The sequence below is a fragment of the Desulfitobacterium hafniense DCB-2 genome (genome assembly GCF_000021925.1).
Taxonomy (GTDB): domain Bacteria; phylum Bacillota; class Desulfitobacteriia; order Desulfitobacteriales; family Desulfitobacteriaceae; genus Desulfitobacterium; species Desulfitobacterium hafniense.
The window spans coordinates 3,799,900-3,825,606 of sequence record NC_011830.1; the positions used below are offsets into that span (position 1 = coordinate 3,799,900).

Annotated in this window: 26 protein-coding genes; 1 reads left to right on the plus strand and 25 read right to left on the minus strand. The window is 46.9% G+C overall.

Annotated features, from left to right (window positions below; translation table 11 throughout):
* Nucleotides 1-49: 49 nt before the first annotated feature.
* The 7 genes from DHAF_RS17835 to DHAF_RS17865 all read right to left on the minus strand — a co-directional run bounded on the left by DHAF_RS17835 (nucleotide 50) and on the right by DHAF_RS17865 (nucleotide 5,567).
* Nucleotides 50-1,084 (minus strand): AI-2E family transporter, encoded by a 1,035-nt coding sequence (locus tag DHAF_RS17835; protein WP_015944674.1) that lies wholly within the window; start codon nucleotides 1,082-1,084, stop codon nucleotides 50-52.
* Nucleotides 1,085-1,514: 430 nt separating this feature from the next.
* On the minus strand, nucleotides 1,515-1,709 hold the full coding sequence (locus DHAF_RS17840) for a hypothetical protein (RefSeq protein ID WP_005810836.1): 195 nt from the start codon (nucleotides 1,707-1,709) through the stop codon (nucleotides 1,515-1,517).
* Nucleotides 1,706-2,200 carry a PRC-barrel domain-containing protein gene (locus DHAF_RS17845; protein WP_015944676.1) on the minus strand — a complete coding sequence of 165 codons (495 nt, stop codon included), beginning with the start codon at nucleotides 2,198-2,200 and terminating at the stop codon, nucleotides 1,706-1,708. Before DHAF_RS17845 ends, DHAF_RS17840 begins: the two co-directional genes overlap by 4 nt.
* Before the next feature lie 151 nt (nucleotides 2,201-2,351).
* The gene (gene mnmA / locus DHAF_RS17850) at nucleotides 2,352-3,464 is read right to left on the minus strand and encodes a tRNA 2-thiouridine(34) synthase MnmA (protein ID WP_015944677.1); all 1,113 of its coding nucleotides are present in this window, start codon (nucleotides 3,462-3,464) and stop codon (nucleotides 2,352-2,354) included.
* 11 nt (nucleotides 3,465-3,475) lie between these two features.
* Complete coding sequence (nifU, locus tag DHAF_RS17855) at nucleotides 3,476-3,850, minus strand: Fe-S cluster assembly scaffold protein NifU (protein ID WP_015944678.1); 375 nt, start codon at nucleotides 3,848-3,850, stop codon at nucleotides 3,476-3,478.
* Between the two features lie 14 nt (nucleotides 3,851-3,864).
* On the minus strand, nucleotides 3,865-5,067 hold the full coding sequence (nifS, locus tag DHAF_RS17860) for a cysteine desulfurase NifS (protein WP_011460327.1): 1,203 nt from the start codon (nucleotides 5,065-5,067) through the stop codon (nucleotides 3,865-3,867).
* A 59-nt stretch (nucleotides 5,068-5,126) separates the two neighbouring features.
* Nucleotides 5,127-5,567 carry an RrF2 family transcriptional regulator gene (locus DHAF_RS17865; RefSeq protein ID WP_011460328.1) on the minus strand — a complete coding sequence of 147 codons (441 nt, stop codon included), beginning with the start codon at nucleotides 5,565-5,567 and terminating at the stop codon, nucleotides 5,127-5,129.
* A 395-nt stretch (nucleotides 5,568-5,962) separates the two neighbouring features.
* Between DHAF_RS17865 and DHAF_RS17870 the strand changes: the two genes are divergently transcribed.
* The gene (locus DHAF_RS17870) at nucleotides 5,963-7,276 is read left to right on the plus strand and encodes a replication-associated recombination protein A (RefSeq protein WP_005810826.1); all 1,314 of its coding nucleotides are present in this window, start codon (nucleotides 5,963-5,965) and stop codon (nucleotides 7,274-7,276) included.
* Nucleotides 7,277-7,400: 124 nt separating this feature from the next.
* On the opposite strand, the gene trxA is transcribed toward DHAF_RS17870, so the two are convergent.
* The 18 genes from trxA to DHAF_RS17960 all read right to left on the minus strand — a co-directional run bounded on the left by trxA (nucleotide 7,401) and on the right by DHAF_RS17960 (nucleotide 25,658).
* Complete coding sequence (trxA, locus tag DHAF_RS17875; RefSeq protein ID WP_005810823.1) at nucleotides 7,401-7,730, minus strand: thioredoxin; 330 nt, start codon at nucleotides 7,728-7,730, stop codon at nucleotides 7,401-7,403.
* A gap of 70 nt (nucleotides 7,731-7,800) precedes the next feature.
* Nucleotides 7,801-8,079 (minus strand): metal-sensitive transcriptional regulator, encoded by a 279-nt coding sequence (locus tag DHAF_RS17880; protein ID WP_011460331.1) that lies wholly within the window; start codon nucleotides 8,077-8,079, stop codon nucleotides 7,801-7,803.
* A gap of 128 nt (nucleotides 8,080-8,207) precedes the next feature.
* Entirely contained in the window at nucleotides 8,208-9,986 is a 1,779-nt protein-coding gene (gene aspS, locus DHAF_RS17885) for an aspartate--tRNA ligase (RefSeq protein WP_015944679.1), read from the minus strand.
* The gene (gene hisS, locus DHAF_RS17890; protein WP_011460333.1) at nucleotides 9,986-11,260 is read right to left on the minus strand and encodes a histidine--tRNA ligase; all 1,275 of its coding nucleotides are present in this window, start codon (nucleotides 11,258-11,260) and stop codon (nucleotides 9,986-9,988) included. Before hisS ends, aspS begins: the two co-directional genes overlap by 1 nt.
* A gap of 804 nt (nucleotides 11,261-12,064) precedes the next feature.
* Nucleotides 12,065-12,514, minus strand: a complete 450-nt coding sequence (locus tag DHAF_RS17895; RefSeq protein WP_005810818.1) for a type II toxin-antitoxin system VapC family toxin — start codon at nucleotides 12,512-12,514, stop codon at nucleotides 12,065-12,067.
* Nucleotides 12,502-12,765: a hypothetical protein gene (locus DHAF_RS17900; RefSeq protein WP_005810817.1), complete on the minus strand. Its 264-nt coding sequence runs from the start codon at nucleotides 12,763-12,765 to the stop codon at nucleotides 12,502-12,504. Before DHAF_RS17900 ends, DHAF_RS17895 begins: the two co-directional genes overlap by 13 nt.
* Before the next feature lie 404 nt (nucleotides 12,766-13,169).
* Nucleotides 13,170-13,628: a DIP1984 family protein gene (locus DHAF_RS17905; protein ID WP_011460334.1), complete on the minus strand. Its 459-nt coding sequence runs from the start codon at nucleotides 13,626-13,628 to the stop codon at nucleotides 13,170-13,172.
* A 142-nt stretch (nucleotides 13,629-13,770) separates the two neighbouring features.
* The gene (locus tag DHAF_RS17910; protein WP_011460335.1) at nucleotides 13,771-15,474 is read right to left on the minus strand and encodes a sensor histidine kinase; all 1,704 of its coding nucleotides are present in this window, start codon (nucleotides 15,472-15,474) and stop codon (nucleotides 13,771-13,773) included.
* Complete coding sequence (locus DHAF_RS17915; RefSeq protein ID WP_011460336.1) at nucleotides 15,471-16,151, minus strand: response regulator transcription factor; 681 nt, start codon at nucleotides 16,149-16,151, stop codon at nucleotides 15,471-15,473. Before DHAF_RS17915 ends, DHAF_RS17910 begins: the two co-directional genes overlap by 4 nt.
* A 182-nt stretch (nucleotides 16,152-16,333) precedes the next feature.
* Entirely contained in the window at nucleotides 16,334-17,542 is a 1,209-nt protein-coding gene (locus tag DHAF_RS17920) for an EAL and HDOD domain-containing protein (protein ID WP_011460337.1), read from the minus strand.
* Nucleotides 17,543-17,676: 134 nt separating this feature from the next.
* Nucleotides 17,677-19,539, minus strand: a complete 1,863-nt coding sequence (locus DHAF_RS17925; RefSeq protein ID WP_011460338.1) for a MutS family DNA mismatch repair protein — start codon at nucleotides 19,537-19,539, stop codon at nucleotides 17,677-17,679.
* A gap of 18 nt (nucleotides 19,540-19,557) precedes the next feature.
* Entirely contained in the window at nucleotides 19,558-19,992 is a 435-nt protein-coding gene (locus tag DHAF_RS17930; RefSeq protein ID WP_011460339.1) for a VOC family protein, read from the minus strand.
* A gap of 169 nt (nucleotides 19,993-20,161) precedes the next feature.
* A complete protein-coding gene (locus DHAF_RS17935; RefSeq protein WP_015944682.1) occupies nucleotides 20,162-21,481 on the minus strand; it encodes a DUF4179 domain-containing protein in 1,320 nt (439 codons plus the stop codon).
* Entirely contained in the window at nucleotides 21,478-22,002 is a 525-nt protein-coding gene (locus DHAF_RS17940; protein ID WP_011460341.1) for an RNA polymerase sigma factor, read from the minus strand. Before DHAF_RS17940 ends, DHAF_RS17935 begins: the two co-directional genes overlap by 4 nt.
* A gap of 318 nt (nucleotides 22,003-22,320) precedes the next feature.
* On the minus strand, nucleotides 22,321-22,629 hold the full coding sequence (locus tag DHAF_RS17945) for a nucleotidyltransferase family protein (RefSeq protein ID WP_015944683.1): 309 nt from the start codon (nucleotides 22,627-22,629) through the stop codon (nucleotides 22,321-22,323).
* Nucleotides 22,630-22,814: 185 nt separating this feature from the next.
* Complete coding sequence (locus DHAF_RS17950; RefSeq protein ID WP_015944684.1) at nucleotides 22,815-23,330, minus strand: phosphatase PAP2 family protein; 516 nt, start codon at nucleotides 23,328-23,330, stop codon at nucleotides 22,815-22,817.
* Nucleotides 23,331-23,640: 310 nt separating this feature from the next.
* The gene (locus DHAF_RS17955; protein ID WP_011460343.1) at nucleotides 23,641-24,222 is read right to left on the minus strand and encodes a zinc dependent phospholipase C family protein; all 582 of its coding nucleotides are present in this window, start codon (nucleotides 24,220-24,222) and stop codon (nucleotides 23,641-23,643) included.
* A 110-nt stretch (nucleotides 24,223-24,332) separates the two neighbouring features.
* Nucleotides 24,333-25,658, minus strand: a complete 1,326-nt coding sequence (locus DHAF_RS17960) for a PhoH family protein (RefSeq protein WP_011460344.1) — start codon at nucleotides 25,656-25,658, stop codon at nucleotides 24,333-24,335.
* Between the last annotated feature and the right edge of the window lie 49 nt (nucleotides 25,659-25,707).

The window sequence follows — 25,707 nt, forward strand, 5'->3', positions numbered from 1 at the left end:
AATCCAAAACCTCCCTATACCTTCAATATGGTGCAGGGAGGTTTGGATTTCATTTCATCTCAGGGGAAACCAGCCAGAAGTAGATATGCCGGATGATCACCCGCAATACGGCGGCAAAAGGTACTGCAAACAGCATCCCCCAAAAGCCGGCGATTTCTCCTCCCGCCAGGAGGGCAAAGATAATCCACAAAGGATGCAGCCCTACGCTGTCTCCCATGAGCTTCGGGGAGATAATGCTGCTTTCCAGCTGTTGTACGATCAGGATAACTATGGCGACTTTTAAGGCCATCATGGGGGATTGAATCAATCCCAGCAGCACCGAAGGAACAGCGCCGATCAAAGGGCCAAAATAAGGAATCAGATCAAAGACTCCGCAAATCACCCCGATCAGTAAGGCATAATCCATGCCTACCAACTTTACTCCTACACCGGTGAGAATCCCAACGATCAAGGCCACGATAACATTGCCCCGGATAAAGCTGCGGACAATATGGCTGATATCCTGAACCACTCTTTGCCAGGCTACCCGCTTGCGCTGAGGGACTAACCTTAAAAACCCTGCCTGGAGACGTTGCCAATCAGCCAATAGGTAGATAGCTATGACCGGAGAAAGGATAAAAAGGCTCATGGAAGTCAAGGCCTTAGGCAGATTATCCAGAAATTCTTCCAGCCAATGGATTAGGAAGGACTCGCCTTCACTTAAATGTTCGTCCAGGACACTGACCACCTGATGGGGAAGCCCTGTAGCTCTGAAGTTGGCCCGAAAATCCTGAATGACCAATTCCAGGGTCCGGACGGTCTCCGGCAGCACCTGGGACAGTTTGGACAGTTCTATGTAAAGCTTAGGGATAACGATGAAGATGAGCAGAGCGAGGCTCAGGAGAATTCCGACAAACACCAAAGCAATGGATATTTTCCGCCCCACTCCCCGTCTCACCAAAGCTTCTACGACAGGGGCCAATAAATAGGCCAGGACAAAAGCCAGCATAAACGGGCTTAAGATAGGGCGCACCGAAAGAATCAGGAGCAAACCTAACAAAACAATAATAATGAGAAAAATCCAGCGCCATTTTTCTTTCTTCATAGTCTCCTCCAAGCCTCTTTTGAACTTGTCTTCCCCCATTCCGAGAGGTTTTATACCTCCGCAAAGGCATTGTTTTTTGTTTCAACTGTATTTGTTTCACATATTTTTACTTCAAGTGTCCGGAAATTTAACCCAAATTCGTAATCGATTCCGAATTTGGGATGATCCGACTGTACAAGAAGAGCGTAAGCCCGGCATGCCATCCGTGCTTACGCTCTTATCTTTCCCTGAAACATTTTACATGAATTTCTTGCATTTGACACTTTGGAGAGAGACTAGAATTTCATCATCTTCATACCCTTACGCATCATAGACGCAGCTTTATTCTTTGGACGCATCATATAACCAACGGTCATACCTAGGATACTGCCTGCTACGATTCCTCCAATAACTTGTCCTGACCTCAAGGTATATCCCTCCTTATTTTCTTTTACTCCAGTGCAGCCTCACTGAGTTCTTCACCGATTGCCGGGTCATTCCACGCCACTAAGGAACCGTCTTCAGCCAAATCGTAGATGACGACTTTGTCCATAGCGCTGGTGAATTCCACGCAGCAATCCCAGCAATAAAACTGACCCACTCCGACTTTACCGATAGCACGACCACTACATACTGGACAATTCATGATAGTGAACCCCCTTCATTTCCCTGGTCCCAGGGGGATACCTGGTCTTCAACGATTAAGACATCTTTCCCATCTACCATTACGTCCGCTTGCAGAATCGCGCCGCGGCCATCTAAAAGATCGGAAAAAAGGCCGTCCGAAACCTCGAAACCCACAATGTTCTCAGCTGAATCATCAAGAAAGACATCCTCAATCGTGCCCTTTGCTTCCCCGCCTTGGGTAAAAACTTGATTGCCAACTTTTTGTGACCATTTAACCCCTTGAAGTCTTTGAACCACATGGTCTCTTACAGTTAAGGCGTCTTTACCAACAGCAGCTACAACTTCCCGCGGCAAGCCCTTTTCGGAGTGAAAAATGTGTGCGCTTTCCAAGAGAATACCGCTAATCTTCCTGCTGCTTTCATCGAAAACCACATCCTTTACCCAACCAACCTGGTTTCCATTTTTTAAACACAATACAGGTAAACCAACGATTTCCCGTGTTCGTCGCATTTTTTCCCTCCCTTTCAAAAAACTTTATGGTTCTATGCTACTTTGCCCATTTTTAATAATGTTCATTCACAAATTTTTGTGAACATGAATCGAGAGAATACGGCGTTCTTTATCAAAAATACCGTTGAATAACGGTACCTGTCCCTGTTATTCACGTGATGATTTTGCCGCCGCCTACAACGAGATCCCCTTGGTAGAAGACTACGGCTTGCCCTGGAGTAATAGCCCGTTGCGGAGTGGTGAATTCTACCCGTACTACAGGGCCGATGGCTCCGGGCAATGTTTCAGAATCCTTGAGGGGGATAATTTTCGCTTCAGCGAGAGGCGCCTTATAACGAATTTTCGCTTGGACTGTCAAGGGCCCCTCCAGCCCGGTAATGGCTATCCAATTTAAATCTGTGGCCAGAAGAGTATGGGCATATACCTCTTGATCCTCACCTAAGATCACTTCATTGCCTTCCACATTAAAGCCGAGGACAAACATGGGTTTACCAAAAGTTACTCCCAAACCTTTCCGTTGGCCGACGGTATAGTTGATCAGGCCTTGGTGCCGCCCCAGAATATTGCCTTGACGATCAACAAAATTCCCCGGCTTAATCTTGTCCGGAGACCGCTCGCGAATGAAAGAGACATAATCATCATCGGGGATAAAGCATATTTCCTGACTATCAGGCTTCCGGGAGACCCGGAGCAACCCCCGCTCAGCGGCCATCTCGCGAATATGTTCTTTCTTATAGTCTGCCAGGGGAAACAAGGTGTGCTTGAGCTGGTCCTGAGTCAGGTTGTAAAGCATATAGGTTTGGTCCTTCCATGTATCCACCGGCCGGCTCATCAAGTAACGCCCGCTATCCGGGTCCTGAAGAATTTTAGCATAATGGCCTGTGGCCAGATAATCGGCCCCCAAAGCCCGGGCTTTCCGCAAAAACTCTCCCCAGCGTACAACCCGATTGCACATGGTACAGGGATTAGGCGTTTCACCGCTGAGGTAAGCGTTGGTAAAATAATCGATGACATTCTCCTCAAAGATAGTACGAAAGTTCAGAACATAATGAGGTATGCCCAATTGATGAGCTACCCGCCGGGCATCATCGATGGCGGTAATGGAACAGCACCCTCCCACATCATCCGGGCCGCCGGAGGGCATGGTTTGGAGGGTTATGCCAATGACCTCATAACCTTCTTCTTTAAGCAAAGCGGCGGCCATGGAACTGTCCACACCGCCGCTCATGCCGACCACTACCTTTTTCTTTTCGGTAAGCGTCATTTCTTCATCCCTTATACCTTTAGAGTTTTCTCATGATAGTTTTTAATGGCCTCATGCAAGGCATCAGCTGCCAGGTTGGAACAGTGCATCTTCGCCGGGGGAAGTCCGTCCAGAGCTTCAGCTACAGCAGCATTGGTAATTTTCAGAGCTTCTTCTATGGTCTTGCCTTTAACCATTTCCGTAACCATACTGCTGGTGGCTACCGCGGCTCCGCAGCCAAAGGTCTTGAACTTAACGTCTTTAATAATATCGCCTTCAACATCCAAATAGATACGCATAATATCGCCGCATTTAGCGTTGCCTACTTCGCCGACACCGTTAGCATCCTCAATCTCACCCACATTGCGGGGATTCATAAAATGATCCATTACTTTTTCTGTATACATATCGCTCACTCCTTCTATTGCGCTTTGGCCCGACTGCATTGACTATGTTTGGCTTGGTCATAGAGAGGGGACATCATCCGCAGCCGTTCGACGATTTTGGGTAATTGCTCCAAGACGTAATCCACATCTTCTTCCGTGTTCTGAGCTCCGAACGAGAACCGTAAGGAACCATGAGCAATCTCGTGGGACAGCCCCATAGCCAGCAAGACATGGGAGGGATCCAAAGATCCGGATGTGCAGGCGGAACCGCTGGAAGCAGCAATTCCCATCATGTCAAGGCTTAAAAGCAGTGCTTCACCTTCGATAAACTGAATACTGACATTCAAGTTGCCGGGGAGCCGTTTCTCTCCACCTTGAGGACCATTCAATTTGACATAATCTATCTTTTCCACAATGCCTCTAAGCAGCTTATCCCTCAGCTTGGCTTCCCGGACAGCCTCTTCTTCCATCCGCTGGGCAGCCAACTCACAGGCTTTGCCAAAACCGATGATTCCAGGAGTATTTTCTGTACCGGAACGGCGTTTCTTCTCTTGGCCGCCGCCATAGATGCGGGGAATAATCCGGATACCTTTGCGGATGTAAAGAGCGCCTACCCCTTTGGGCCCGTAAATCTTGTGGCTGGATACGGTCATAAGATCCACGTTCATAGCTACCACATCAATGGGAATCTTGCCGAAAGATTGTACTGCATCCACATGGAAGACAATGCCTTTATCCCGGGCTAGTTTTCCTATCTCAGCAATGGGCTGAATCGTTCCCACTTCATTATTGGCATGCATGATGGTAATCAGGATGGTATCGGGCCGGATGGCTTTGGCTACATCTTCAACGGCCACAAGTCCTTCTTCATCTACCGGAACGATGGTGAGTTCATAGCCATTCTTCTCTAAAAATTCACAGGCCTCCAGAACTCCATGGTGTTCAACTGCTGAAGTGATGATATGTTTCCCTTTTTTACTCTGAGCTTCAGTCACGCCAAAGATGGCAAGGTTATCTGCTTCTGTGCCGCCGCTGGTAAAGGTGATTTCCGTAGGCTGAGCACCCAAAAGCTTGGCGACAGACTCTCTGGCATTCTCCAAGGCCGCTTTGGCGTCTCGTCCAAAGCTGTGAACACTGGAGGGGTTTCCATATTTCTCTGTGTAATAGGTCATCATAAGCTTGGCAACTTCAGGGTCGACTGGAGTTGTGGCGCTATGGTCAAGATATACTCTGCGCATGTTAGTTCCTCCTAGCAAACTTGATTAATAAGTAGTCACTGATTAAACTGCAAGCTTTATTATCCAGGGTCTGCAATAGTACACATAGTTTGAGGATCTCTGACCAGATCGGCCAAGCTGATGGAGTCCAAAACATCTTCAATGGGATCACGAACCTTCTCGCGAATACTCCGCGTCACACAATAATCCGACTTCTGACAGCATTCAGGATCGCCATTGGCCTCGCACTCCACCGGCGCTATCGGTCCTTCTAAAACCCTGATGATATCACCAATTCTGATTTTTTCTGCTTTCTTACCTAAGACATATCCACCTTGTGCTCCTCGAATGCTTTTCACCAGCCCAGCCTTGCGCAGCCCGGAAATCAGCTGTTCGAGATAGTGCTCAGACAATCCCTGTCGATCGGCTATACTTTTTAGGGAGATTGGCCCTTCGCCCGAATTTAAAGCTAGATCAACCATGGCCGTGAGACCATAGCGGCCTTTCGTAGAAAGCTTCAAACCCCCCACTCCTTTTCACCCATTCTATCATCCGTTAAGTAATATGGAATTCGCTTTTCAAGGATATCTTACAAAAACACTCGGGATTTGTCAAGTCAATCCCGAGCAATTTGCTCAGATTTTTTTATAAAATATTATCAGTTTCCAGTGCTTTGCTCAATTTACCTATATATTCCCATTTAGTTATCAGAAGCTCTTATGCTATACCTCTTTTTTGATTATAATCAGCTGTAGAGGTTTAGTTAGTGTACTGCTCATTCATCTTTCTTTAATTAAACCAGGAAACAAAGTATACTAAGGTTAGGTCAAGCTGCTCCCTTTACTTAGTACCTATCCTAAAGACACATTTGTTTTCAATGTAATATAGAGTTCAGCTTCAGAAAGGATTGTTACGCATGGACTTATTCTCAGCTTCTTTTAACCCCCATCAAATCGCTCCGCTGGCCGAACGGATGCGTCCCCGAACTCTTGATGACTATATCGGGCAATCGGAAATCATCGGCAAGGGAAAGCTTCTCCGCCGGGCCATCGAAGCGGACCGGGTCACTTCTCTCATTCTTTACGGACCTCCGGGAACAGGTAAGACCTCCTTGGCTCAAGTCATTGCCAACACCACGTCATCCGGCTTTGTGCGTATTAATGCAGTGGCAGCCGGCGTCAAAGAGATCCGGGAGATCATTCAAACGGCCACGGAGCAACTGCATCTCTATGGCAAGAAAACCCTTGTCTTCTGTGATGAAGTTCATCGTTTTAATAAAGGTCAACAAGATGCCTTGCTCCCCGCCGTGGAGAATGGAACCATTACCTTTATCGGCGCGACCACCGAAAATCCTTTTTTTGAGCTTAACTCCGCTCTGTTAAGCCGTTCCACTCTCTTTCGCCTCCAGCCTCTCACGGCAGAGGATATTCGCAGCGGCTTGGCACAAGCTCTGGCCGATAAGGAACGGGGACTGGGAAATTACTCGGTAAGCATCGATCCGGAGGCCTGGGAGCATTGGCTTAATTTCGCCAACGGGGATCTGCGGCGGGCCTTAAATGCTTTGGAATTGGCCGTACTCACTACCCCTCCTGAGCAGGGAGTGCGCCGGATCACTTTGTCTGTAGCTGAAGAATCCATACAGCAAAGAGCAATGCGTTTTGATAAAAATGGGGATAATCACTACGATATTGTCTCAGCCTTTATCAAAAGTATGCGCGGCTCCGACCCCGATGCGGCCCTTTATTGGCTGGCAGTCCTACTGGAATCGGGAGAAGATCCCCGCTTTATCGTGCGCCGGATTATCGTCCATGCTTCCGAAGATGTGGGACTGGCGGACCCTATGGTGATGCTCCAGGCTCATGCAGCAGCCAATGCCCTGGAATGGGTGGGGCTTCCTGAGGCCAGAATCCCAATCGCCCAAGCCGTCCTGGCCATTGCCACGGCTCCTAAGAGCAACAGCACCATTATGGCTATCGACAGAGCCACGGGCTATGTCCGCTCCCATCCCACCGGCCAGGTTCCTGCGCATCTGCGGGATGCTAATTATCCGGGGGCCAAAAAAATGGGCCATGGCAAGAACTACCTTTATCCTCATGACTATCCCGGTCATTGGGTGGAGCAAGGGTATTTGCCCCAAGAAGTCCAGGGAGAGAATTTCTTTACTCCTTCCGGAACGGGACAGGACCGCGATAACCGCGGCAAACCTCAGGTTATTCCGCCCTCGGAATGACATGGAACTAAGCCTGATGATAACAAAAGCACAGCAAAGGAGCCTGATTAATACAAAAACGGTGCCGAATGGCACCGTTTTGATCTTCCTTACCTTAGGTTACCCAAGGCAAGAGTCCACTTAATTAGGCATGTTTTTCAATCATTTTGACGAGGTCAGCCTTACCGCGGAACCCTACACTCTTATCCACCACTTGGCCGTTTTTAAAAACAGCTAAAGTGGGAATGCTCATCACTTGGTATTGTCCGGCAATTGCCGGTTCCTCATCCACATTAAGCTTGCCGATGATGACTCTTCCTGCCATTTCATCTGCCAGCTCCTCAATGATAGGAGCAACCATACGGCAGGGTCCGCACCAAGCCGCCCAGAAATCTACTAATACGGCTTTGTCGGAACCCAAAACTTCTTCATTCCAATTTGCTGTTGTAAAGGTCTTAACATTTTCGCCTGCCATGAATATACCCTCCTCAAATTAGTTTGAATTAATTCAGCTGCTATAAATAACATAATGGATTAACTATGAGCTACTTAATGAATTTCGCTAAAACGGCAATCAATTCATCGATGGATTCATCCTGATGGTTTTCTACTACAGCTTTTTGCAAACACTCCCGCGAATGGTTCTCAAAGATTAAAACGCCAACTTTATTAATGGCTGCGCGTACAGCTGCAACTTGAATTAAAATATCCACACAATACTTTTCATTATCCACCATGCGCTGAAGACCTTTAACCTGACCTTCAATTTTCTTCAAACGACGGATAATATCTTCCTTTTGTGCTAAATCAGAGTTTTCCTGCACTACACGTTCCCCTCTCTGATACCCATAGGGGGTACATCCTTTATTATAAAACAGAGTCCCTTCCTTTGTCAAAGGTTTTGCTATTTAAAATTCAGATGGAATGTATTGTTCCATTTGATATCATTATATTATTTTGTTTTACCCGGCAGAATATCCCTTTTGATGTGCAATTCTTTCAATTGCTTTTCGTCAACGGAAGATGGAGCTTGAATCATGAGATCAGACGCACTTTGGGTCTTGGGGAAGGCGATCACATCCCGGATATTATCCTTGCCCGTTAAGAGCATGATCAACCGGTCTAAGCCAAAGGCAATCCCACCATGAGGAGGCGTACCATATTCAAAGGCATCCAGCAAGTAACCAAATTTAGCCTTGGCCTCCTCAGGGGTAAGGCCTAACAGGTCAAACATCTGCTCCTGAACTTCTCTTTGATGGATACGGATACTTCCTCCGCCCAATTCTGTTCCGTTAAGAACCATATCATAAGCCTTGGCTCTGACTTTACCCGGTTCTGTTGGCAAGAGGGGCAGATCCTCGGTCATGGGTGAGGTGAAAGGATGGTGAATTGCTACAAAACGCTTATCTTCTTCATCCCACTGGAGAAGGGGGAATTCCGTAACCCATAAGAAGTTCAAGGCATCCTCAGGTATGAGTCCCAGACGTTTTCCTAATTCCAGCCTTAAGTGTCCCAAGGCATCGGCAACGACAGCTTCCTTATCGGCTACAAAGAAGAGAATATCTCCTGTTTCCCCTTTCAGTTTGGCGATTAAGCCGTTAAGCTGCTCTTCGCTGAAGAATTTAGCAATGGGGGATTTGATTCCCTCTTCTGCTAAAACGATATAGGCCAGACCTTTGGCGCCATAGATGCTGACAAATTGAATCAAGCCATCCAACTCACGGCGGGGCATGCCTGCACAGCCTTTGGCGCAAAGGGCTTTGACCCGTCCGCCTTTGGCTAAGGTATCTGTAAAGACCTTGAAATTGGAATCCTTGACGCATTCCGCCACATCCACCATTTCCATACCAAAACGAATATCCGGTTTATCTGAGCCGTACAGCTCCATGGCTTCTTGGTAGGTCATCCGCGGGAAGGGACGGGGAATATCTCGGCCGATGGTCTCTTTAAAAATACGAGCCATCAGCTCTTCCATCATGGGCAGAATATCCTCTACTTCGGCAAAAGACATCTCCACATCCAATTGGGTGAATTCCGGTTGCCGATCGGCCCGCAAATCTTCGTCACGGAAGCAGCGCACAATTTGGAAATACTTCTCCATACCGGAAACCATTAGAAGCTGCTTAAAAATCTGGGGAGATTGGGGTAATGCATAGAATTCCCCGGGATGAACACGGCTGGGAACGAGATAGTCCCTGGCCCCCTCCGGTGAAGATTTAATCAGCATCGGGGTCTCAATTTCATAGAACCCCTGGCTGTCGAAGAAATTCCGCATGACTTGGGTAACCTGGTGACGAATCTTGAAAACCTGCTGCATTTCCGGACGGCGCAGATCAAGGTAACGATATTTAAGGCGAACCATCTCATCCACATCCACATCATCCTGGATATAGAAAGGCGGTGTTTTGGCTCCATTTAAGATAGTCAACGATTCAGCCACCACTTCGATTTCCCCGGTCTCCAGATTGGGGTTGGTCGCTCCTTCAGGACGGGGGCGCACTTTTCCTTTAATGGCTACCACATATTCTGAGCGCAGGCGTTCTGCGGCAGCAAAATCAGGCATATCAGGATTAAATACAACCTGTACAAACCCTGAGCGATCGCGGAGATCTACAAAGATAACTCCCCCATGGTCCCGGCGGCGCTGTACCCAGCCCAAAAGATGAATCACTGCTCCGGCATGGCTTAATCTCAAACTTCCTGATTCTGTTCGTTCAGCTAATAAGGTCATTAATTTCCATCCTCCTTATATCTCTTCCACACAACCTCTTCAAAGTCCTGAAGCGGTAATTCAACCTGTTCTCCCAGCCTGAGATCCCGCAAAATAATGATTCCTTTATGGAGTTCCTCTTCCCCGAGAATGGCAGCATAGTGAGCCTGAACCCGATCGGCTGCCTTAAGCTGGGCTTTAAGGCTCCGGCCTAATAGGTCAATTCCGGCAGGCATTCCCTGCTTCCGCAGACGGCTGACGATGGCGAAACCTTCCCTTTGGGCTTGGTCCCCTAAGGCCACCAGCATCAAATACTCTTTTCCTTCCCCTTCCTGCTCTCCCTGAGCAAGCTTCCGGGCGGCCAGTACCCGCTCCATTCCCATGGCAAAACCGATACCAGGGGTCGGAGGCCCGCCTACTTCCTGGACAAGGCCGTCATAGCGGCCCCCTCCGCAGATGGCGCTTTGAGCACCTATATCCTCTACCAGGACTTCAAAAGCGGTCTTACGATAATAATCCAGTCCCCTCACCAGGCGGGGATTGACTTTATAGACGACTTCAGCGGCACTCAGTAAGCTCTGCAGTTCCTTAAAGTGTTCTGCACACTCCTCACATAGAGTATCCAGGGTCGTCGGTGCTCCCTGGGTGATCTCCTGACAGGTTGGGTTCTTACAGTCCAGTATCCGCAAGGGATTTTTCTCAAAGCGCGACTGACAATCCTTACAGAGTTGCTCCTGGCGGGGAGCCAGGAATTCCTGGAGTTTCTTCTTATGCTCCGGACGGCAGCTCGGGCAGCCGACGGAATTCACATGAACTTCCAATCCCTTCAACCCTAAACGGCTGTACAAATCCCACACCAGGGTAATGACCTCCGCATCCACCATGGGTTTATCCACTCCCAGAACCTCTACCCCAAACTGATGGAATTGCCGGAACCTTCCCGATTGAGGACGCTCATAACGGAACATGGGGCCAATGTAGTAGAGCTTTACGGGTTGGGGCCCGCCATGGAGCTTGTTCTCTACATAGGCACGACACACCGAGGCTGTCCCTTCCGGGCGCAGGGTAATGGAACGATCTCCTTTATCAAGAAAAGTGTACATTTCCTTATTAACGATATCCGTGGTTTCACCCACCCCTCGTTGAAACAACTCCGTGGCTTCAAAGATAGGAGTACGAATCTCCTGATAGCCATATTCCCTACAGATCTTCCGGATCTGTTCTTCAAGGTCCTGCCATTGTTCCACCACTCCGGGCAGCAAGTCCTGTGTTCCTTTCGGACGTTGAATAGCCATAATTTTAAACTCCTTCCTGGAATCTATTCCAAATATGTAAGCTAAAGAAAACCCGGCTTCGCTCGAAGACACTGTCTTCGCACTTGTTTGCCTTATAATCACGCATCCAGAAAGGCGAAGTCGTTGGTTGCACTTATGCTGGAAGAAAGTATGCAACGAAGTTATACTTTCTGAAAGTGCAACAATAAAAAGCCCCCTCCCTTGCTGTAAAGCAAGGGACGAGAGCTCCCGTGGTGCCACCCTTATTGGCGGATTCCTTGAAAGGCTCCGCCCACTTTTTTAGTCGATAACGAGACCAACCGCTGTCATTTCTGTTCTTGGGGTGTCCTCCTAAGCGTCTCCCAGGCTGGTTTCAGTCCAGGCCAGCCTTCCCTGCCGAGAGATGATGCACAGTCTCTTCCCAAGAATTTCTCAGAAACTTAAGTTGCATAATGCTTTTTAAGCATGATAGCTCGAACTATGTAAACGTGTTATATTACAACATCTTAACGAGAGAATGATCATTTGTCAATGCGTCAAATACAGTTTTGTTATACAGTTTATCCAATGAGATACCATAATAACCCCATTATAATCAATGATACTTACATGTTTAGGATGATTTAGGGAAAACTTAAAAGACAAAGCAAGGAGGTTATTGATCATGTCAGACAAGCAAACCGATAAAACCCGCACTCATGCACCCAATGCCGACGATAATACCCAAAGTCCCAACAAATCAGACCGCTATATCGACAAAGCAACGAAGCAAAAATAAGATCGGAGCAGCTCCGATCTTATTTTTTCATATTAAGTCATATAGTTTCAATCGAGGTAATCGTTTAGAAGAAGAGTCTCGACTCCCTCTACCTTTTGAAGTCTTACATCATTGGTAACAAAAAGCTTTGCCTTTTCTTGGATAGCTGTGGCTATAAAGATTGCATCCGGAGTCTTCAATCCATAAGCTGCTCTAAGCTTTGCAGCTTTAAATGCGATCTTATTGTTAACTTCTTTTAGCTCCAAATTAGGAAATGTACCTATAAAAGCCATATAACGATTGACGAGCACTTTATCTCTTTCACGAAGTGGTTTAGTCAACACTTCTGTCATCAGTAATATTGAAGAAACAGCATAGACAGTACCGGACTCAATCGAATTAAAGAGTTCTCGTACAACATTAAAAAATATGGGATTTCTCTCCATGAGGTAGATAAAAGAATTTGTATCAATTGCGATACAATCATATTGCTTAATCTTATCCTCTAATCGTCCCACTGTTCCCTCTCCCGACGGATAAATTCTGTGCCTCCTTCTCCTTGTTTCCACATTTCAGCACCTAAACCTGATAATGCGTCTGTGTAGGACTGCGGCTTCTTTATCAAAGTTAATTCTTGGGATTCTTCATCATATATCCAGAGCACATCGTTTCCAAACTTTTCTTTGAGGCTCTCTATCATATCATTGGGTATCAATACCACGCTGTATTCTCCACCGGGATTTGTTATAACCTTTTTCTCAGTCTCCACGATATTTCCCCCTTCTCAATAATAGCTCTTAATTTATTATACACCTTCTGTGACTAAATTAAAATTTACGAATTGTAACTTTATGGTACACACCTTAAAGAGTCTTGCCATTTAGAGCATCTTCACTATACAAAAAAAGATCGGAGTACCCTCGGTACCCTCCGATCTTTTTTTGTATGCCTTTATTTCCCCATACCCGCCCTCACTGAATTCGCAAATTAGTACGCGGTGGTTACAATCACAATAAGTCGTACCGGTGTCACATTACTGGGCCTGACTTGTTAAGAGTGGAGTCGAACCACCAGTATTGCCCCCATACTACCATCAACCCAACTCACCCAGTTGGCGGGTTTGTACTCACCTTTGCCAAATCAGCTACCACTGAGATTATTCATTATCAATAATCATTCCATGAGATCAATAGTCCAGTTCATGCCCTGGATCCGGGTATCCAGTTCTCTGAATTCCCTCGACAATTGGTCCGCTTGCTTTTGGGTCTCGCCTACATCGATGGTGCTGATAAACTTCACTTCGGAGCGGCTGAACCGGTCGTGTTTGATAGCGGCATTCTCGGCAATGTGAGCAAGAATCCCCCTCTTATTGAGCAATAGATCCCTTTCCACCAAAGCATCGGCCAGGGTCCGCTTCTCATCAAATCTGATGTGGCAATTGGTTCTGTTGATCCTTTGAATAAGTTCAGTTAATTCCTTGAAGATAGCGTCAATCTCACTTAACAACACCTGAGGATTCTCCGCCGGCTCTTCTCCCTCCTGAACCTTAACACAATGCTCCAGCCGGTTTCTCAGCTGTTGAATTCTTTTTTGATAATCGGCTCGTAAAATCAGTGCTTCTGCCAGTTTCATAGCTTATGGCCCCTTTCTCTTAAGCTAATAATCTATTAAGGCAAAGTCGATAGGCTCTTTCACCTCTTTGATGGCTTTAATACTATATAGGGATAGTTTACCAAGGTTCCTCTGTTTGCTCAAGCTCCTTATTTCGCTTTCTTTACCATTCGAACCAGAAACACACCCCTGCCTCCGTATTTTCCGCCCCATATTGGAAACCATGCAGCTCCATGATTGAGCGAACGATGGAAAGCCCAAGACCTGAGCCGCTGCCCGTTCGCGACTGATCCAGCTTATAATAGGCCTGCCAGATACGGGGAAGCTCTTCGTCCGGAATAGGGGAACCGGTATTCGTAATACTCCACCGTTTTTCGGTGATCTTTACCTGAACCGTGCCACCTATCGCCGTATGAGCGGCCGCATTGCTGACAAGGTTATCCAGGACCCGCTCCATAAGCTCCCTGTCCGCCTTGATTCCGGCTCTGCCATCTATCGCCCAAATAATTCCTTTAGTAAAAAAAACATCCTCATACCTCGACATCATCTCCTCGGTAATTTCCCGTAAGGAAACCTCTTCCAAAGCCAGCTTTACCCCGCCGCTCTCCATGCGGGAGAGTTCCAGCATATCCCTGACCATACGGTCGCAGCGCCGGACATTCTCCTGAATCCCCGCTGCATAGTGCTCCCGCTTTTCCGTGTGGACATTCTCAGCCAGGTTCTCCGCATAACCGGATATAACAGCCAGCGGCGTCTTTAAATCATGAGCGATAGCCTGGGTCATGTCCCGACGCTGTTGTTCCAGCTCCTCGCGGCTGCGGAAGGTTTTCCAGGTCTGTGCCGAAAGAATTCCGGCAGTAAAGGCAAAGATTGCGAAGCAACCGATCCAGACCCCGCTCAGGATCGGCAAGACCCCGGTCAAAATATTAAATTCATTGGCCGTTACAATCCAATATTCACTGGTATAGCTGCCACCATCCTGAGAGTTAATCATGCTTTGATAAGGATAAGGGGTGATAAAGCGGTAAGTGAAGCCCTCCCTGACCTCGATGGCCGGAGCTTGCATAAAATTGGCGATAGCTGCCTCGATGACTTCTTCAAAGATATGTTTATCGAGCAAAGCTTCCCGCAAGGCGGTCTGCCGCTCATCGCTGCGTAATCTTATTTTCCCGTCAGGAGTAAAGACACTATTCCCTTGTAGGGCTCCATGTTCATAATAGGGCAATTCACCGGCATCCACATAATTGGATCGGTAGACTGGAACACCTAATCTCTTCCCTCCGCCGGAGGTAACCTCCCCCTGCTCATTAAAGGTGTCCGCCACGGTTTTCGTTACCCTGATCGTATCCGGAATGACCTCGGCCCCATCCAGCCAGAATCCCTCCATATCCAGAGAATAACGCCAGAGATCCCCCACCTTTACCGGATGATGCTCCCCATACAAATATTCTTCCATTTCTGCAACTTCTTCGGCACTGAACCACTTCTTAGGATCAAGCACAGCATAGCCCATATAGTGGGTATTCCCTTTCCGGTGAGATGTATATTGGCAGGTCCAATACTCATTGGTGCTGGAGATCAGCTCTCCTTCCTCAGTGTAAACGGCGGCTTCATAGCCTTGATAAGAAGTCAAGGAGTTGATTTTCCAGTTGAGTTCTTTCTGGATGGCGACCTTTTTATCCTCACTGCCCTGACAATCGTTAATAATACGCTCCACATCCACACCGATGGTCCTGGCACGCTCCATAAACTCTCTCTTGATTTCGTTTTTCTCCACGGATAAGACAAACACTGAAAAACCGCTCATAAAGACCAGCCAAATCCCCATCAGCCAGCTAAAGGTACGCAGATAGATCTTCTTTTTCATTTTCTCTCCTCCAGACGGTAGCCGCTTTTCACCACGGTTTTAATCTGTTCCGCCCCTTTTCCCAGCGTCTGCCGGAGCTTTTTGATATGGTTATCCACCACCCGGTCATTCCCGGAAAAATCATAGCCCCAGATCCTCGCCAGCAGGGTCTCCCGGGTGACGATTTTTCCGGCATTCTCCATCAGCAATTTTAAGAGGGCGTATTCTTTCGGGGCCAGCTCCACCACTCTTCCGTCCACCGAAACGGTGCCCCTGTAAGGATCGAGGCTGATTCCCCCCACGCTCATCAGGTCATCCCGTACCATACCCTTGGCCCGCCGAACCAAAGAGTTGGCTTTGGCATAGAGTTCCGCCAGGGAAAAGGGTTTTATCATGTAGTCGTCACACCCAAGGCCGTAACCGTGAAGTCTGTCCCCTTCCGCCTGGCGGGCCGTCAGGAACATTATGGGGACATCGCTGTGACGCCTGAGTTCCCGGCAGATAGTGAAACCATCCACTTCCGGCAGCATCACATCCAGCAGCACCAGGTCATAGTCCTTTTCCTGAGCGCTCTCCAACCCATCGGCTCCGTTGGCCGCACAGACCATTTCGATTTCACCGGCACTTTTGGCGGTGAAATAATCCTCAATGATCTCTTGTAACTGCAGATCGTCCTCCACCAAAAGGATCTTGATCATCCAGCTTCCCTCCTCAGGTATAAGTGTAGCAAACCCATCTATCTTTTCTGTGTCCTTACTCGATAATGTACCATTAATATTAAAAACCAAAGCTCTCTCTGCTAATCAAAAGAACCCCCGCCCTTGCCCTAAGGCAAGAGGTGAAGGTTCTCTACTCTTGATTCTTATTTTGATTCTTATTCTTATTGGTTCAATTCATGTGCTTCCTGCAAAGCTTGCAAATAATACTGAGGAACACATTCTTCCTTGATACTGAACTTATTGAGCAATCGGTTTACCACAGACCAATTTCCTTGTTCATAAGCAATGATCAACTCCAGCAGATAACGATACCCATTGGGTTGCCCTAAAAGAGCATTTTTTACCGGCACTTCGATGGGAAGTTCCTGAAGAATCTCGGCCAGGGGACGATCCAGGCAGGCATCGATCAAGGAGAAAAGCCCTAATAAGAAAGCATTGGAATCCATACTCCCTAAGCCCACCTTCGCGGATAGTTTTTCGGCAAAGCTGGCTCTGACATAGGATTGGATAGCAAGGGCATCGGGTTTTCCATCGGTGATTTTACCCATCACGATGACTGAGGCCCATTTTTTCACTTCTTTAGGTCCTAATAGGGTCAAGGCTTGCTTAATGGAGGAGATCTGAGAGTTCAGACCAAAGGCGGAGGAATTAATAAATTTCAATAATTTATAGGTAAGGGAGATATCCGCCCTTATGATTTTTTCCAGTTTGTCTATGTCTACATCCGGAGAATTGACCTGCTGCAACAATCTCAAGTAGTTCAATTTATTTGAGGAAATATCTTTACCTTGAACAATATTCGGCTTGCTGAAGAAATACCCCTGAAACAATCCATAACCAAAATCCTTGGCCTTCTTATATTCCTCCAGAGTCTCTACTTTTTCAGCTAAGAAACGTATATTGAGTTCATTCAATCGTTTGATCAAGGCCTGCAATTCATAGCTCTGAGTGGCTCGGAAATCCACCTTAATGATGTCGGCCAGTTCAATCAAAGAGCGATAATCCGGCCGGAACACAAAATCATCCAAAGCGATTTGATAGCCCTTTTCCTTAAGGCTCTTACAGGCTGCTACAACTTCCGGATCGGGCTCCACATCTTCGAGGATCTCAATGACCACTTGGTTCTTGGGGAGTAAAGTGGCCATCCCTTCCCTAAGCAAATTTGCTGTGAAGTTGATGAAGGCAGGTTTGCCCATGGTCAGCTTATTGAAGTCCATGAGAAAAAAGCTGCTGGAGATCAGGGAACTGGTGGCTGAGTCCCCATCGCCGCTCTTAAAATAATTGTCCATGCTTTCCCTGAAAAGAAGTTCATAAGCGTGAATATGACCCTGGGAATCCAGGATTGGCTGACGAGCTACAAAAACATCCATGAGCTCCTCCATTTTAGCAGTAATATTCCTGCAATTATACCAAATATTCACTTATTCTAACTCTAAATCCTTAAATCCTTTATTTTTAGACCAACATTACGAAATTAACGCATTTATTATCAAAGCCCAGATTTTTAATCCTCTTTAATCTCAATTCCTGCCAGACGTATCAGGTATAAAGCATTGCGTGTGGTGGATATTCCCTCTCTGAGGGTATAATCAAAGTGGATCTCCTTGTTTTGGTAGTACTCCCGGAAGTGGTAGTTTTTGATCCTGCCCTTGCTTTCCCTCTCCAGCTCACCCAGCTCCAGGTCATGGGTCGATACCAGCCCCAATGCCCCTTTCTTCTGCAATTGCTGAATTAATGCGATAGCTCCTTGGTGACGATCATGGGAGTTCGTTCCCTTGAAAATCTCATCTAGTAAGAAGAACACCGGTTCATTCCCTTCTGCTGCTTCCACAATCTGCTTAATCCGCAATATCTCCGCATAGAAGGAGGAAATGCTTTGCTCAAGATTATCGCTGACACGCATACAGGTCCATATCTCCACAATAGAGCAGCGGAACTTTTGGGCACACACCGGAGCACCTGTATAGGCAAGCAGAAGATTCGTCCCCACAGTGCGTAAAAAAGTACTCTTCCCTGACATGTTGGAGCCGGTAATAAGAGCGATTCCCGAGGGCTCCCTTAGGGTAAAATCATTGGTCACCCGTTTACGGGTAAGCAGAGGATGGCCCATTTGGCGGGCGGCTATTCCCCGTTGTTGTTCATTGCCTTTTTCTACTATCTCAGGGACTACCCAATCCGGATTCTCGAAAGGGATGGTAGCCAGGCTGGATAATTCTTCAAATTTCGCTATAACCTCCAGCCAGCTGCGCAAAAGGCCTCCGGATTTGCTCTTCCATTCCTCAAGAGCTATCATGCAATGATAGTCCCAAAGCAAAAGAATGTTGATAAAGATAAACATCGCATTGTCACGATTGGAGATCCGCTCCACTATCTTGGAGAGCTTCTGAATCTGCTTATAGGCAGATCGCCCTTCTTGGTCACGCAAAATGTTCTGAAGCTTCTGAAGTTCCTCTGTGCGGAACTTCTTTTTCTCAAGCTGCTTCAGCATATCGGCATAGGTCTTTAAACTGGCTTCATGCTTATACACCATGGCTAGAACCTTGGAACGCTCTTTATTATATAACTGGAGCAGCAGGATTTGGACAGCAACCAATAGTCCGGGAACCTGCCAGGGAACGGCACTCCAAAACACATAGAGGGCTCCCATGATGCAGGTTATGGCGGGAAGAACCGTTACGGCCAGCTTGAGAACAGGCTTTAAATAAGCTTCTTCTCTTTCCTTTGCCCAATGGATAAAGGGCTCCACGGCCTGAAATTGCTGGGAGGCAATGATTCCTTCTGTCTCAAAACGCTGACGCCATCCTAAATTTTGGGCCAGCTCCGCAATGGCTTCTTGACGCTTTAGTATTTCCTCATGGTTCTTAGCTGGAGTTTTGAGGACTTCGCTTAAAGCAATTCTCCCCAAGGGAGTTTGGGCAGAATTAATCCATTGAAAAATTGAAGCCTGTCCAAAAAGATCCAAATCAATAGCATAGGGGTGTTTTTCCTCAATGAATTCTACCCCCTGCTCCTTAAACTTTACCCATTCTCCTTGCAACCGTTGGATTCCTTTCTGATTAAGGCCGGTGAGAATCTCCGCGTAGCGCAATTGGGTGCGGACAGAGCGATGACGTGAAGCAAGGTACAGGAAAACTCCCAGGGTGAGAATCCCCACCACTATTCCTAAGACGCCACTGACTTTTAGATATAGTAAAACAGCGACAGAAAAGCCCAATAAGAAAGAAAACAACCGATAGTTGCTTAACTGATTCGCTGTTCGCTTCTGTTTTTTACTTAAGTCTTCATAGGCCTGTTTTCTTTTTTCGTAAATGATTTGCGGCTCCTTCACACTATGCCTCCCCGTCTTTTTATGAAAAGAATTCTTCATACTGCCATTATACCATTATCAGGTGGAAAAAGGGCCTGACTTTTTACAATGAAGCTGCCAATGAACTCCGAATTTATCCGTAAATTTCGCATAGAGAGGGCTGAAGAAAGTTTCCTGGAGATCCATCTCGACTTCTCCTTCTTGGGATAGAGCGGTGAAGATCCTGCGAGTCTCTTCTGCAGTAGGCAATTCCAGGGCAAAGGAAATAGCGTTTCCTTGGCTAAAGGGGGTGCCGGGAAAATTGTCTGCGAATCGAATGACATGTCCGTCCTTTCTGAGCTCGGCATGCAGGACCAGGTTTTGGCTACCCTCACTGATGGGAAAATCCGGATTAGCCGGGGCATCTTTGTAGTGGAGAATTTGCGCTTCTCCACCTATTGCCGATTGATAGAACTTCACCGCTTCTTCACAATTGCCGTTAAAGTTAATATAGGGAATTAACCAATCGCTCATAGCCAGACCTTCTTCCATAAAAACTTTTTAGTGATACAAAAAGAGACATCCATGAGGAGTTCCACCCATAGTATGCCTCTATAATTACCAATTTACAATAATCAATAAACCTGCCCAGCCATTGCTGGACAATCGACTCATACGTTTTTTATCCTGGCTGCGAATTCAGTTAGTCTAAGGGAATATTGATCACTTTATTATAGTTTTTGCTATAGGTCATCCGCCTGACATCCAGTTGGAGATCCTTCCCCGTTCCCAGGAAGCGCAGAGTCCTTTGATGCTTAATCGTACCGTCTGAGCTTTTTACATAATCATCATTGATGGTTTCTTCTAAAGCAATCTGCTGCCCATCGGCCAGGAGATAGACTTTAGTCAGAACCACACTCTCTTCACTGGTTAGGGTGAGCAAAGTCTCTCCATGGGTTGTCTCAATCTGGTTAATCTCGACCTGCTGTCCGAGCATATCCAGGACTTGAGGCTTCTCCTCCCTGTTTAAACTATACTGCTGGTTCACATCATGATCCGCACTAAAGCTCACCAATTCCAGTTTCAGCTCATGCAAAGAGGCAGGCAGAGCATCAAAATTAGTATGGAAGGTAATCCCTTTCATATCTGTACTCAGCCCTCTCCCTTTGACTTCTATCGCTTCGCCATTGGCAATTAAGCGGAGATTGATATCCGTTGGCCTAAAGCGTTCACCACTAAGGGTATCTATGGCTAAGCCAAAAATGCTCTGGGCCGCTCCCTTAATTACCGTTTGGGTAGGGGAAGCCACAATGGACTGGAATTTTAGTTCCGTTTGATCCACAACAATGGTTTGATTAAGATCTTTCTTTATAGTGTGTCCCATAGCCGTATTGCGGTCCAAGGCAAAGGTAATTTCAGCAGGAGTACTTACTCCTTGTCCATTGAGAGCAAAATTAAGGGTTAGTTTTCTTGCCAAGCTCGATGGCGGCTCAAAGCTGGCAATATATTTTACCTCCGACTCCTCTTCGTTGATTCTCCCTTGGGAACTTATACACCGGCTCTCTCCGAATAAGTTCTGCAAAGACATAAAGGGAGATAAAGCATTGGTTACATCTCCTGCAGGAGCTTTTACCGTATAGAAAAGAAGGAGTTGGTTTTCGTCCAGCATCACATAGTCTACCGTTAAGGACACCCCATTAGGAAAGGTATGGCTTTTACCGATCAGCTGCCCTTTGCCCAGCTCATTCAGTTCCCTTAGAGTTCCGTCCATGACCTGATCATAGCCGAAAAGCTGTTTGCCGTAGGAGGCTATAGCATTATAATTAAAGCCGATGAGCAGAGCAAGAACGAGAACCAGCGCGATCTTGAACTGCCTGGCCTGACGTTGATAAAAGAACAGGGGCTGGGGCTTGGGCTCCGCCTTTTCCAGCGCATTGCGCAGTCTCATCTCCAGTTCATCGGGCACTTGGATGCGGTCCATTTGAGCCTTGCCCTCCTCGAACAATTCTTCAACATTCTTCATACCTGCTCCACCTCCATCCTTTGTTTTAGCTTTTGCAATCCGGTGTGCATTCTTGATTTCACCGTACCCAGAGGGATTTTCAATAGATCGGCGATGGTTTGATAATCCATATCCAGTAAAAACCGCAGCCTTAGAACCTCCTGATAGTGTGGATTCAATGAGGTTAAATAGGCTTCAAAGGTCATCCGCTCTTCGTGTACACTATACGCTTCTTCATAGGCTTCTTCAGGCAGCTCCTGGAGCAGGATAACTTTGTTCTTCTTCCGCAAATTCTGCTTACAGCAATTGACTAAAATCGTTTTGCTCCAGTTAAAGAAGGCTTCGGCATCTTTAAGCGTCCTGATATTTTCAAACACTTTCAGAATCATATCTTCCAGCGCATCCAGGGAATCTTCCTGATTTTTCATATAAACATAAGCCAGACGATAATAGTCCTCCTTCTGACTCATGATCAATTGAATCAAGGCTTCTTTATCGCCGTTTTGGGCCTGTTTCACCCTGTTCATAATCTTTTGTTCCACTCTGCCACCTCTCTTTCTATAGATAAGAGTATTTACCCAGGCAAAAAGTTCGCAGACGCTAAAGAAAACCCGGCTCCGCCGAGCTTAATTTTCACACCCCACAAAAGGCAAGTCACTGGTTGCCCTTATGCTTAGAAAGCATATAGCGCAAACTTATACCTCCTGATAGTGCATATGAAAAACAACCGCTGCCCTGAATGATTCAGGGCAGGGTTGTCTGGCCGTTTATATAAGGCTGTTTATCTCTCCTCACTCATCGTATTTGCCGTTCGTCTTTGCAATTCACTAAGCCACAGACGCATCAGTACAGCATGAGGCTTAATCGCTCCACACTATCCCCTCCTTATGGACTTTCTCAAGGAAAGCCGGATCCGCATGAACCAGATCAATAATATCCACTCGGTAAGGAACCGTTGACTCCTCCACAAGATCGCGAAGCTGCGCAAAAAACTCCGGTCCAGGTGAAGCAGGATGAAAAATCCCGATATCTATATCTGAACTCTTTTTTTCAGTTCCTCGTGCCCAAGAACCCAATAGATAAACTTTGACGCGCCGATCGCTAATAGCCGGGAGCAATAACTTCTTGAGATCTGTCAGCACTTCGCGGGTATTTTGGTCAGCAGCCATCGGTTTCCACTCCTCATCATCAAGCATTACATTGACTAAGTTTATTATGCCATATATAACCAGATATGCAAAGTCCGCAGAGAAAGCAGCTTAACTATCATTTGTTGCTGCGTCCAAAAACAGGCAGCCCTAAAGCTGCCTGTCCAATCATAATTCTGATACATCCATCTGAAACCAAACAACTTCTACCCCATCAACAGCGCCGTTATCGTCCCCAAACTTGCACCGATCATAATGTCCGACGGATAATGCATGCCCAGATAAACTCTGGAGAAGGCAACAACTGAGGCGAAGCCATAGAAAAAAATCAATAAGGACGGAACTGCCAAGGCCAGCACAGTGGCCATACAGAAGATGGCGGTGGAATGTCCGGAGGGAAAGGAGGCATCTTTGAGGGGCTTGATTCCAGTCAATACTCCCTCCAGGGCCTGATAGGGACGGCGCCGGCGAACAAAGCGCTTGAGAATATTGGCAAGCAGATGACTTATAAGCAGGCTGGACGCCAAATGAACACCGGTCTGATGCCAAAAGGGCGTTTTGCTCAAAAGCAGGAACAATGAACACAAAACACTGGCGGTGACTCCTCCCGCGTGAGTGATCCTGGGCATCAGCCAATCACCAAAAGAGGAACGCAGCACATGATTAATCCAATAGAAAGTGAAAAGCTCTCCCCCGCGCAATCGTTCAGTGACTTTATACACTATTATCCCTCCCATGCTCGTCATTTATTTTATCGTTCTTTTGTAAATTGAGCACGGACCCATTCTAAAGCTTCCGTAAAATCTTTCTGAGTCCGCTGAACAAAGCATTATTTAACCTTAATCTTACATAGCATTCATTGGCAGTTAATACTTCTATGTTAACCTTTTAATTGACAGCATTCTTCTACATTCTTCTTCCTACTTTTACTATAGATGGGAGCGAAGCCGCTCTCGTCCTTGCAACCGCTTGCCTGAAGCGGTTATTTTTTTATGGTTGTCAATGAGTGGTTGCAAAAAAAGCTCCTGAAAATCAGGAGCTCTCCGGCAGGTCTTTGAGCAACATCAAGGGCTTGGCTACGGGAAGCAGTGCCTGAGTAACAAGCAGGTCGGTAATGCTCAGGGATGCGGCATAGATATAATGAATGTCTCTTTCCAGGCTCGGTTGACCGGAGAGATAATCTTGGCGGCAGCAGGTGAGCAGGTCGTAGGGGTCGTCATAATTTAAGCACTGAATTCCGCGGAAGGATTCAAAGTGACGGAAGGCCACATCCAGCTTTAGTTCGTAGAGCAGATGTTCCCACATGTTTTCCCTCAGGTTGGGCAGGTTGTGGGCGCTGCAGAAAAAATCGGCCGTGAAATGGAGGATTACTCCCAGTTTATCGCTGAAATTGCGGATAGAGCGTTTTTTTTGCTCCCCCAGCAGCTGGGCTACCTCCGCAAGCCAGGTTCCCGAACAGCTCTCATAATAATGAGATCCTTCCCAATATTTGGGCAGCAGGTCAGGTTTGATGCTGCCATACTGAAGCTGGTCAAGCTGCAACGATACCTTATACTTTTCTTTGATATAACTATGAATTGACTTAGCCATGAAATAATGGGTTCGTATCCACATATTACCCCCAGCACTATCTCTATTTTCTAATCCTAGCTTACCTGAGGATTATTAAGATAAGGGGAGTACTTTGTAAAGTTCAGATAAAAGTTTTATTAAAATTCAAGCCGTTACAACAGTTCAGCCGTCCGGGTGGCCAGTTCACTGCGTTCCCCTTTAACTAAAACAACCTGACCATAGAAAGCCTGGCCTTTCAGGCGGGAAGCCACATAAGCCAAACCATTGCTTTCCTTATCCAGATAGGGGTGATCGATTTGATCCGGATCGCCGCAGAGCACGATTTTAGTTCCTTCTCCAGCCCGGGTAATGATGGTTTTCAGTTCATGAGCATTCAGATTCTGTGCCTCATCGATAATGATCAGCTGGTTGGCGATGCTGCGTCCCCGAATATAAGTGAGAACCTCGATCTCCAACTGGTCTTTTTTCCTGAGCATGTCAATGGCACTGTCTACTATGAAATCATCGTTTTTATCCCGCTGCCTGCTCATTTTGGGACGCAGTAAAAATTCAAGGTTGTCATAGATGGGCTGCATATAGGGACGCACTTTATCTTCTTTCAGACCGGGAAGATAGCCGATATCCTTGCCCAAGGGAACGATGGGCCGGGCGCAGAGAATCCGTGTATAGAGTTCCTGATGAAGGGTCTGTTCCAGAGCGCTGGCTAAAGCAAGCAAGGTCTTGCCTGTACCGGCCGGTCCCATCAGATTGACCAGCTTGATTTCCGGATCGTTGAGCATATGCAGCGCCCAGATCTGCTCGATGTTTTTGGGAAAAATGCCCCAGGAACTACCGTTGCGCTTATAGATATTGACCAGTTTGGTTCCGTCCTTGGCGACCAAGAGCGGAATCTCCATCTGATCGGTGAGAACTCCTTTAACGCAGCTATTGGGCACTTTCTTGTCTGCCAGGGGCAGTGAGCCTTTTTCATAAAGCTCGGCCGCTTCGTCATCCTTAAGATTTATGACCATAACCTCTTCATCCAAGGGAGTAAGGTTCATTTTATCATTATAAAAATCCTCGGTCTGGACGGACAGGGCATCCGCCTTGACACGCATCGTGATGTCCTTCGTAACCAGAATAACCGGGCGTTCATCTTCATTGGCCAGATTAAGGGTCACGGCGAGAATCCGGTTATCCGGCAGAGAAAGATCGGAAAGAAGGGGCAGAATCGTTCCTGAAGAATGGTTCAGCTCAATTCTCAGTTTTCCTCTCCCCGGCAGAGCAACTCCCTGAGCAAGCTGTCCCCCTTCGCGCAATTGATCCAAATAACGGATGACCTGACGGGCCAGGCGCCCAACATCGTCCAGCAATCTTTTTTTATGCTCCAACTCTTCCAGAACGGCATAGGGGATAACCACCTCGTTGTCTTCAAAGCAGAACATTGCCTTGGGGTCATGGAGCAAAACGCTGGTATCCAGTACAAATACTTTCTTCATATTATCCTTCCTCCCGCCTTACCGATTTTGATGTCAGGATTTAATATGG

Coding starts and splice junctions, on each gene's coding strand:
- DHAF_RS17835 (WP_015944674.1), bottom strand. CDS start 1,084: ATGAAGAAAGAAAAATGGCGCTGGATTTTTCTCATTATTATTGTTTTG.
- DHAF_RS17840 (WP_005810836.1), bottom strand. CDS start 1,709: ATGAATTGTCCAGTATGTAGTGGTCGTGCTATCGGTAAAGTCGGAGTG.
- DHAF_RS17845 (WP_015944676.1), bottom strand. CDS start 2,200: ATGCGACGAACACGGGAAATCGTTGGTTTACCTGTATTGTGTTTAAAA.
- mnmA (WP_015944677.1), bottom strand. CDS start 3,464: ATGACGCTTACCGAAAAGAAAAAGGTAGTGGTCGGCATGAGCGGCGGT.
- nifU (WP_015944678.1), bottom strand. CDS start 3,850: ATGTATACAGAAAAAGTAATGGATCATTTTATGAATCCCCGCAATGTG.
- nifS (WP_011460327.1), bottom strand. CDS start 5,067: ATGCGCAGAGTATATCTTGACCATAGCGCCACAACTCCAGTCGACCCT.
- DHAF_RS17870 (WP_005810826.1), top strand. CDS start 5,963: ATGGACTTATTCTCAGCTTCTTTTAACCCCCATCAAATCGCTCCGCTG.
- trxA (WP_005810823.1), bottom strand. CDS start 7,730: ATGGCAGGCGAAAATGTTAAGACCTTTACAACAGCAAATTGGAATGAA.
- aspS (WP_015944679.1), bottom strand. CDS start 9,986: ATGACCTTATTAGCTGAACGAACAGAATCAGGAAGTTTGAGATTAAGC.
- hisS (WP_011460333.1), bottom strand. CDS start 11,260: ATGGCTATTCAACGTCCGAAAGGAACACAGGACTTGCTGCCCGGAGTG.
- DHAF_RS17905 (WP_011460334.1), bottom strand. CDS start 13,628: ATGAAACTGGCAGAAGCACTGATTTTACGAGCCGATTATCAAAAAAGA.
- DHAF_RS17910 (WP_011460335.1), bottom strand. CDS start 15,474: ATGAAAAAGAAGATCTATCTGCGTACCTTTAGCTGGCTGATGGGGATT.
- DHAF_RS17915 (WP_011460336.1), bottom strand. CDS start 16,151: ATGATCAAGATCCTTTTGGTGGAGGACGATCTGCAGTTACAAGAGATC.
- DHAF_RS17920 (WP_011460337.1), bottom strand. CDS start 17,542: ATGGATGTTTTTGTAGCTCGTCAGCCAATCCTGGATTCCCAGGGTCAT.
- DHAF_RS17925 (WP_011460338.1), bottom strand. CDS start 19,539: ATGAAGAATTCTTTTCATAAAAAGACGGGGAGGCATAGTGTGAAGGAG.
- DHAF_RS17930 (WP_011460339.1), bottom strand. CDS start 19,992: ATGAGCGATTGGTTAATTCCCTATATTAACTTTAACGGCAATTGTGAA.
- DHAF_RS17935 (WP_015944682.1), bottom strand. CDS start 21,481: ATGAAGAATGTTGAAGAATTGTTCGAGGAGGGCAAGGCTCAAATGGAC.
- DHAF_RS17945 (WP_015944683.1), bottom strand. CDS start 22,629: ATGGCTGCTGACCAAAATACCCGCGAAGTGCTGACAGATCTCAAGAAG.
- DHAF_RS17955 (WP_011460343.1), bottom strand. CDS start 24,222: ATGTGGATACGAACCCATTATTTCATGGCTAAGTCAATTCATAGTTAT.
- DHAF_RS17960 (WP_011460344.1), bottom strand. CDS start 25,658: ATGAAGAAAGTATTTGTACTGGATACCAGCGTTTTGCTCCATGACCCC.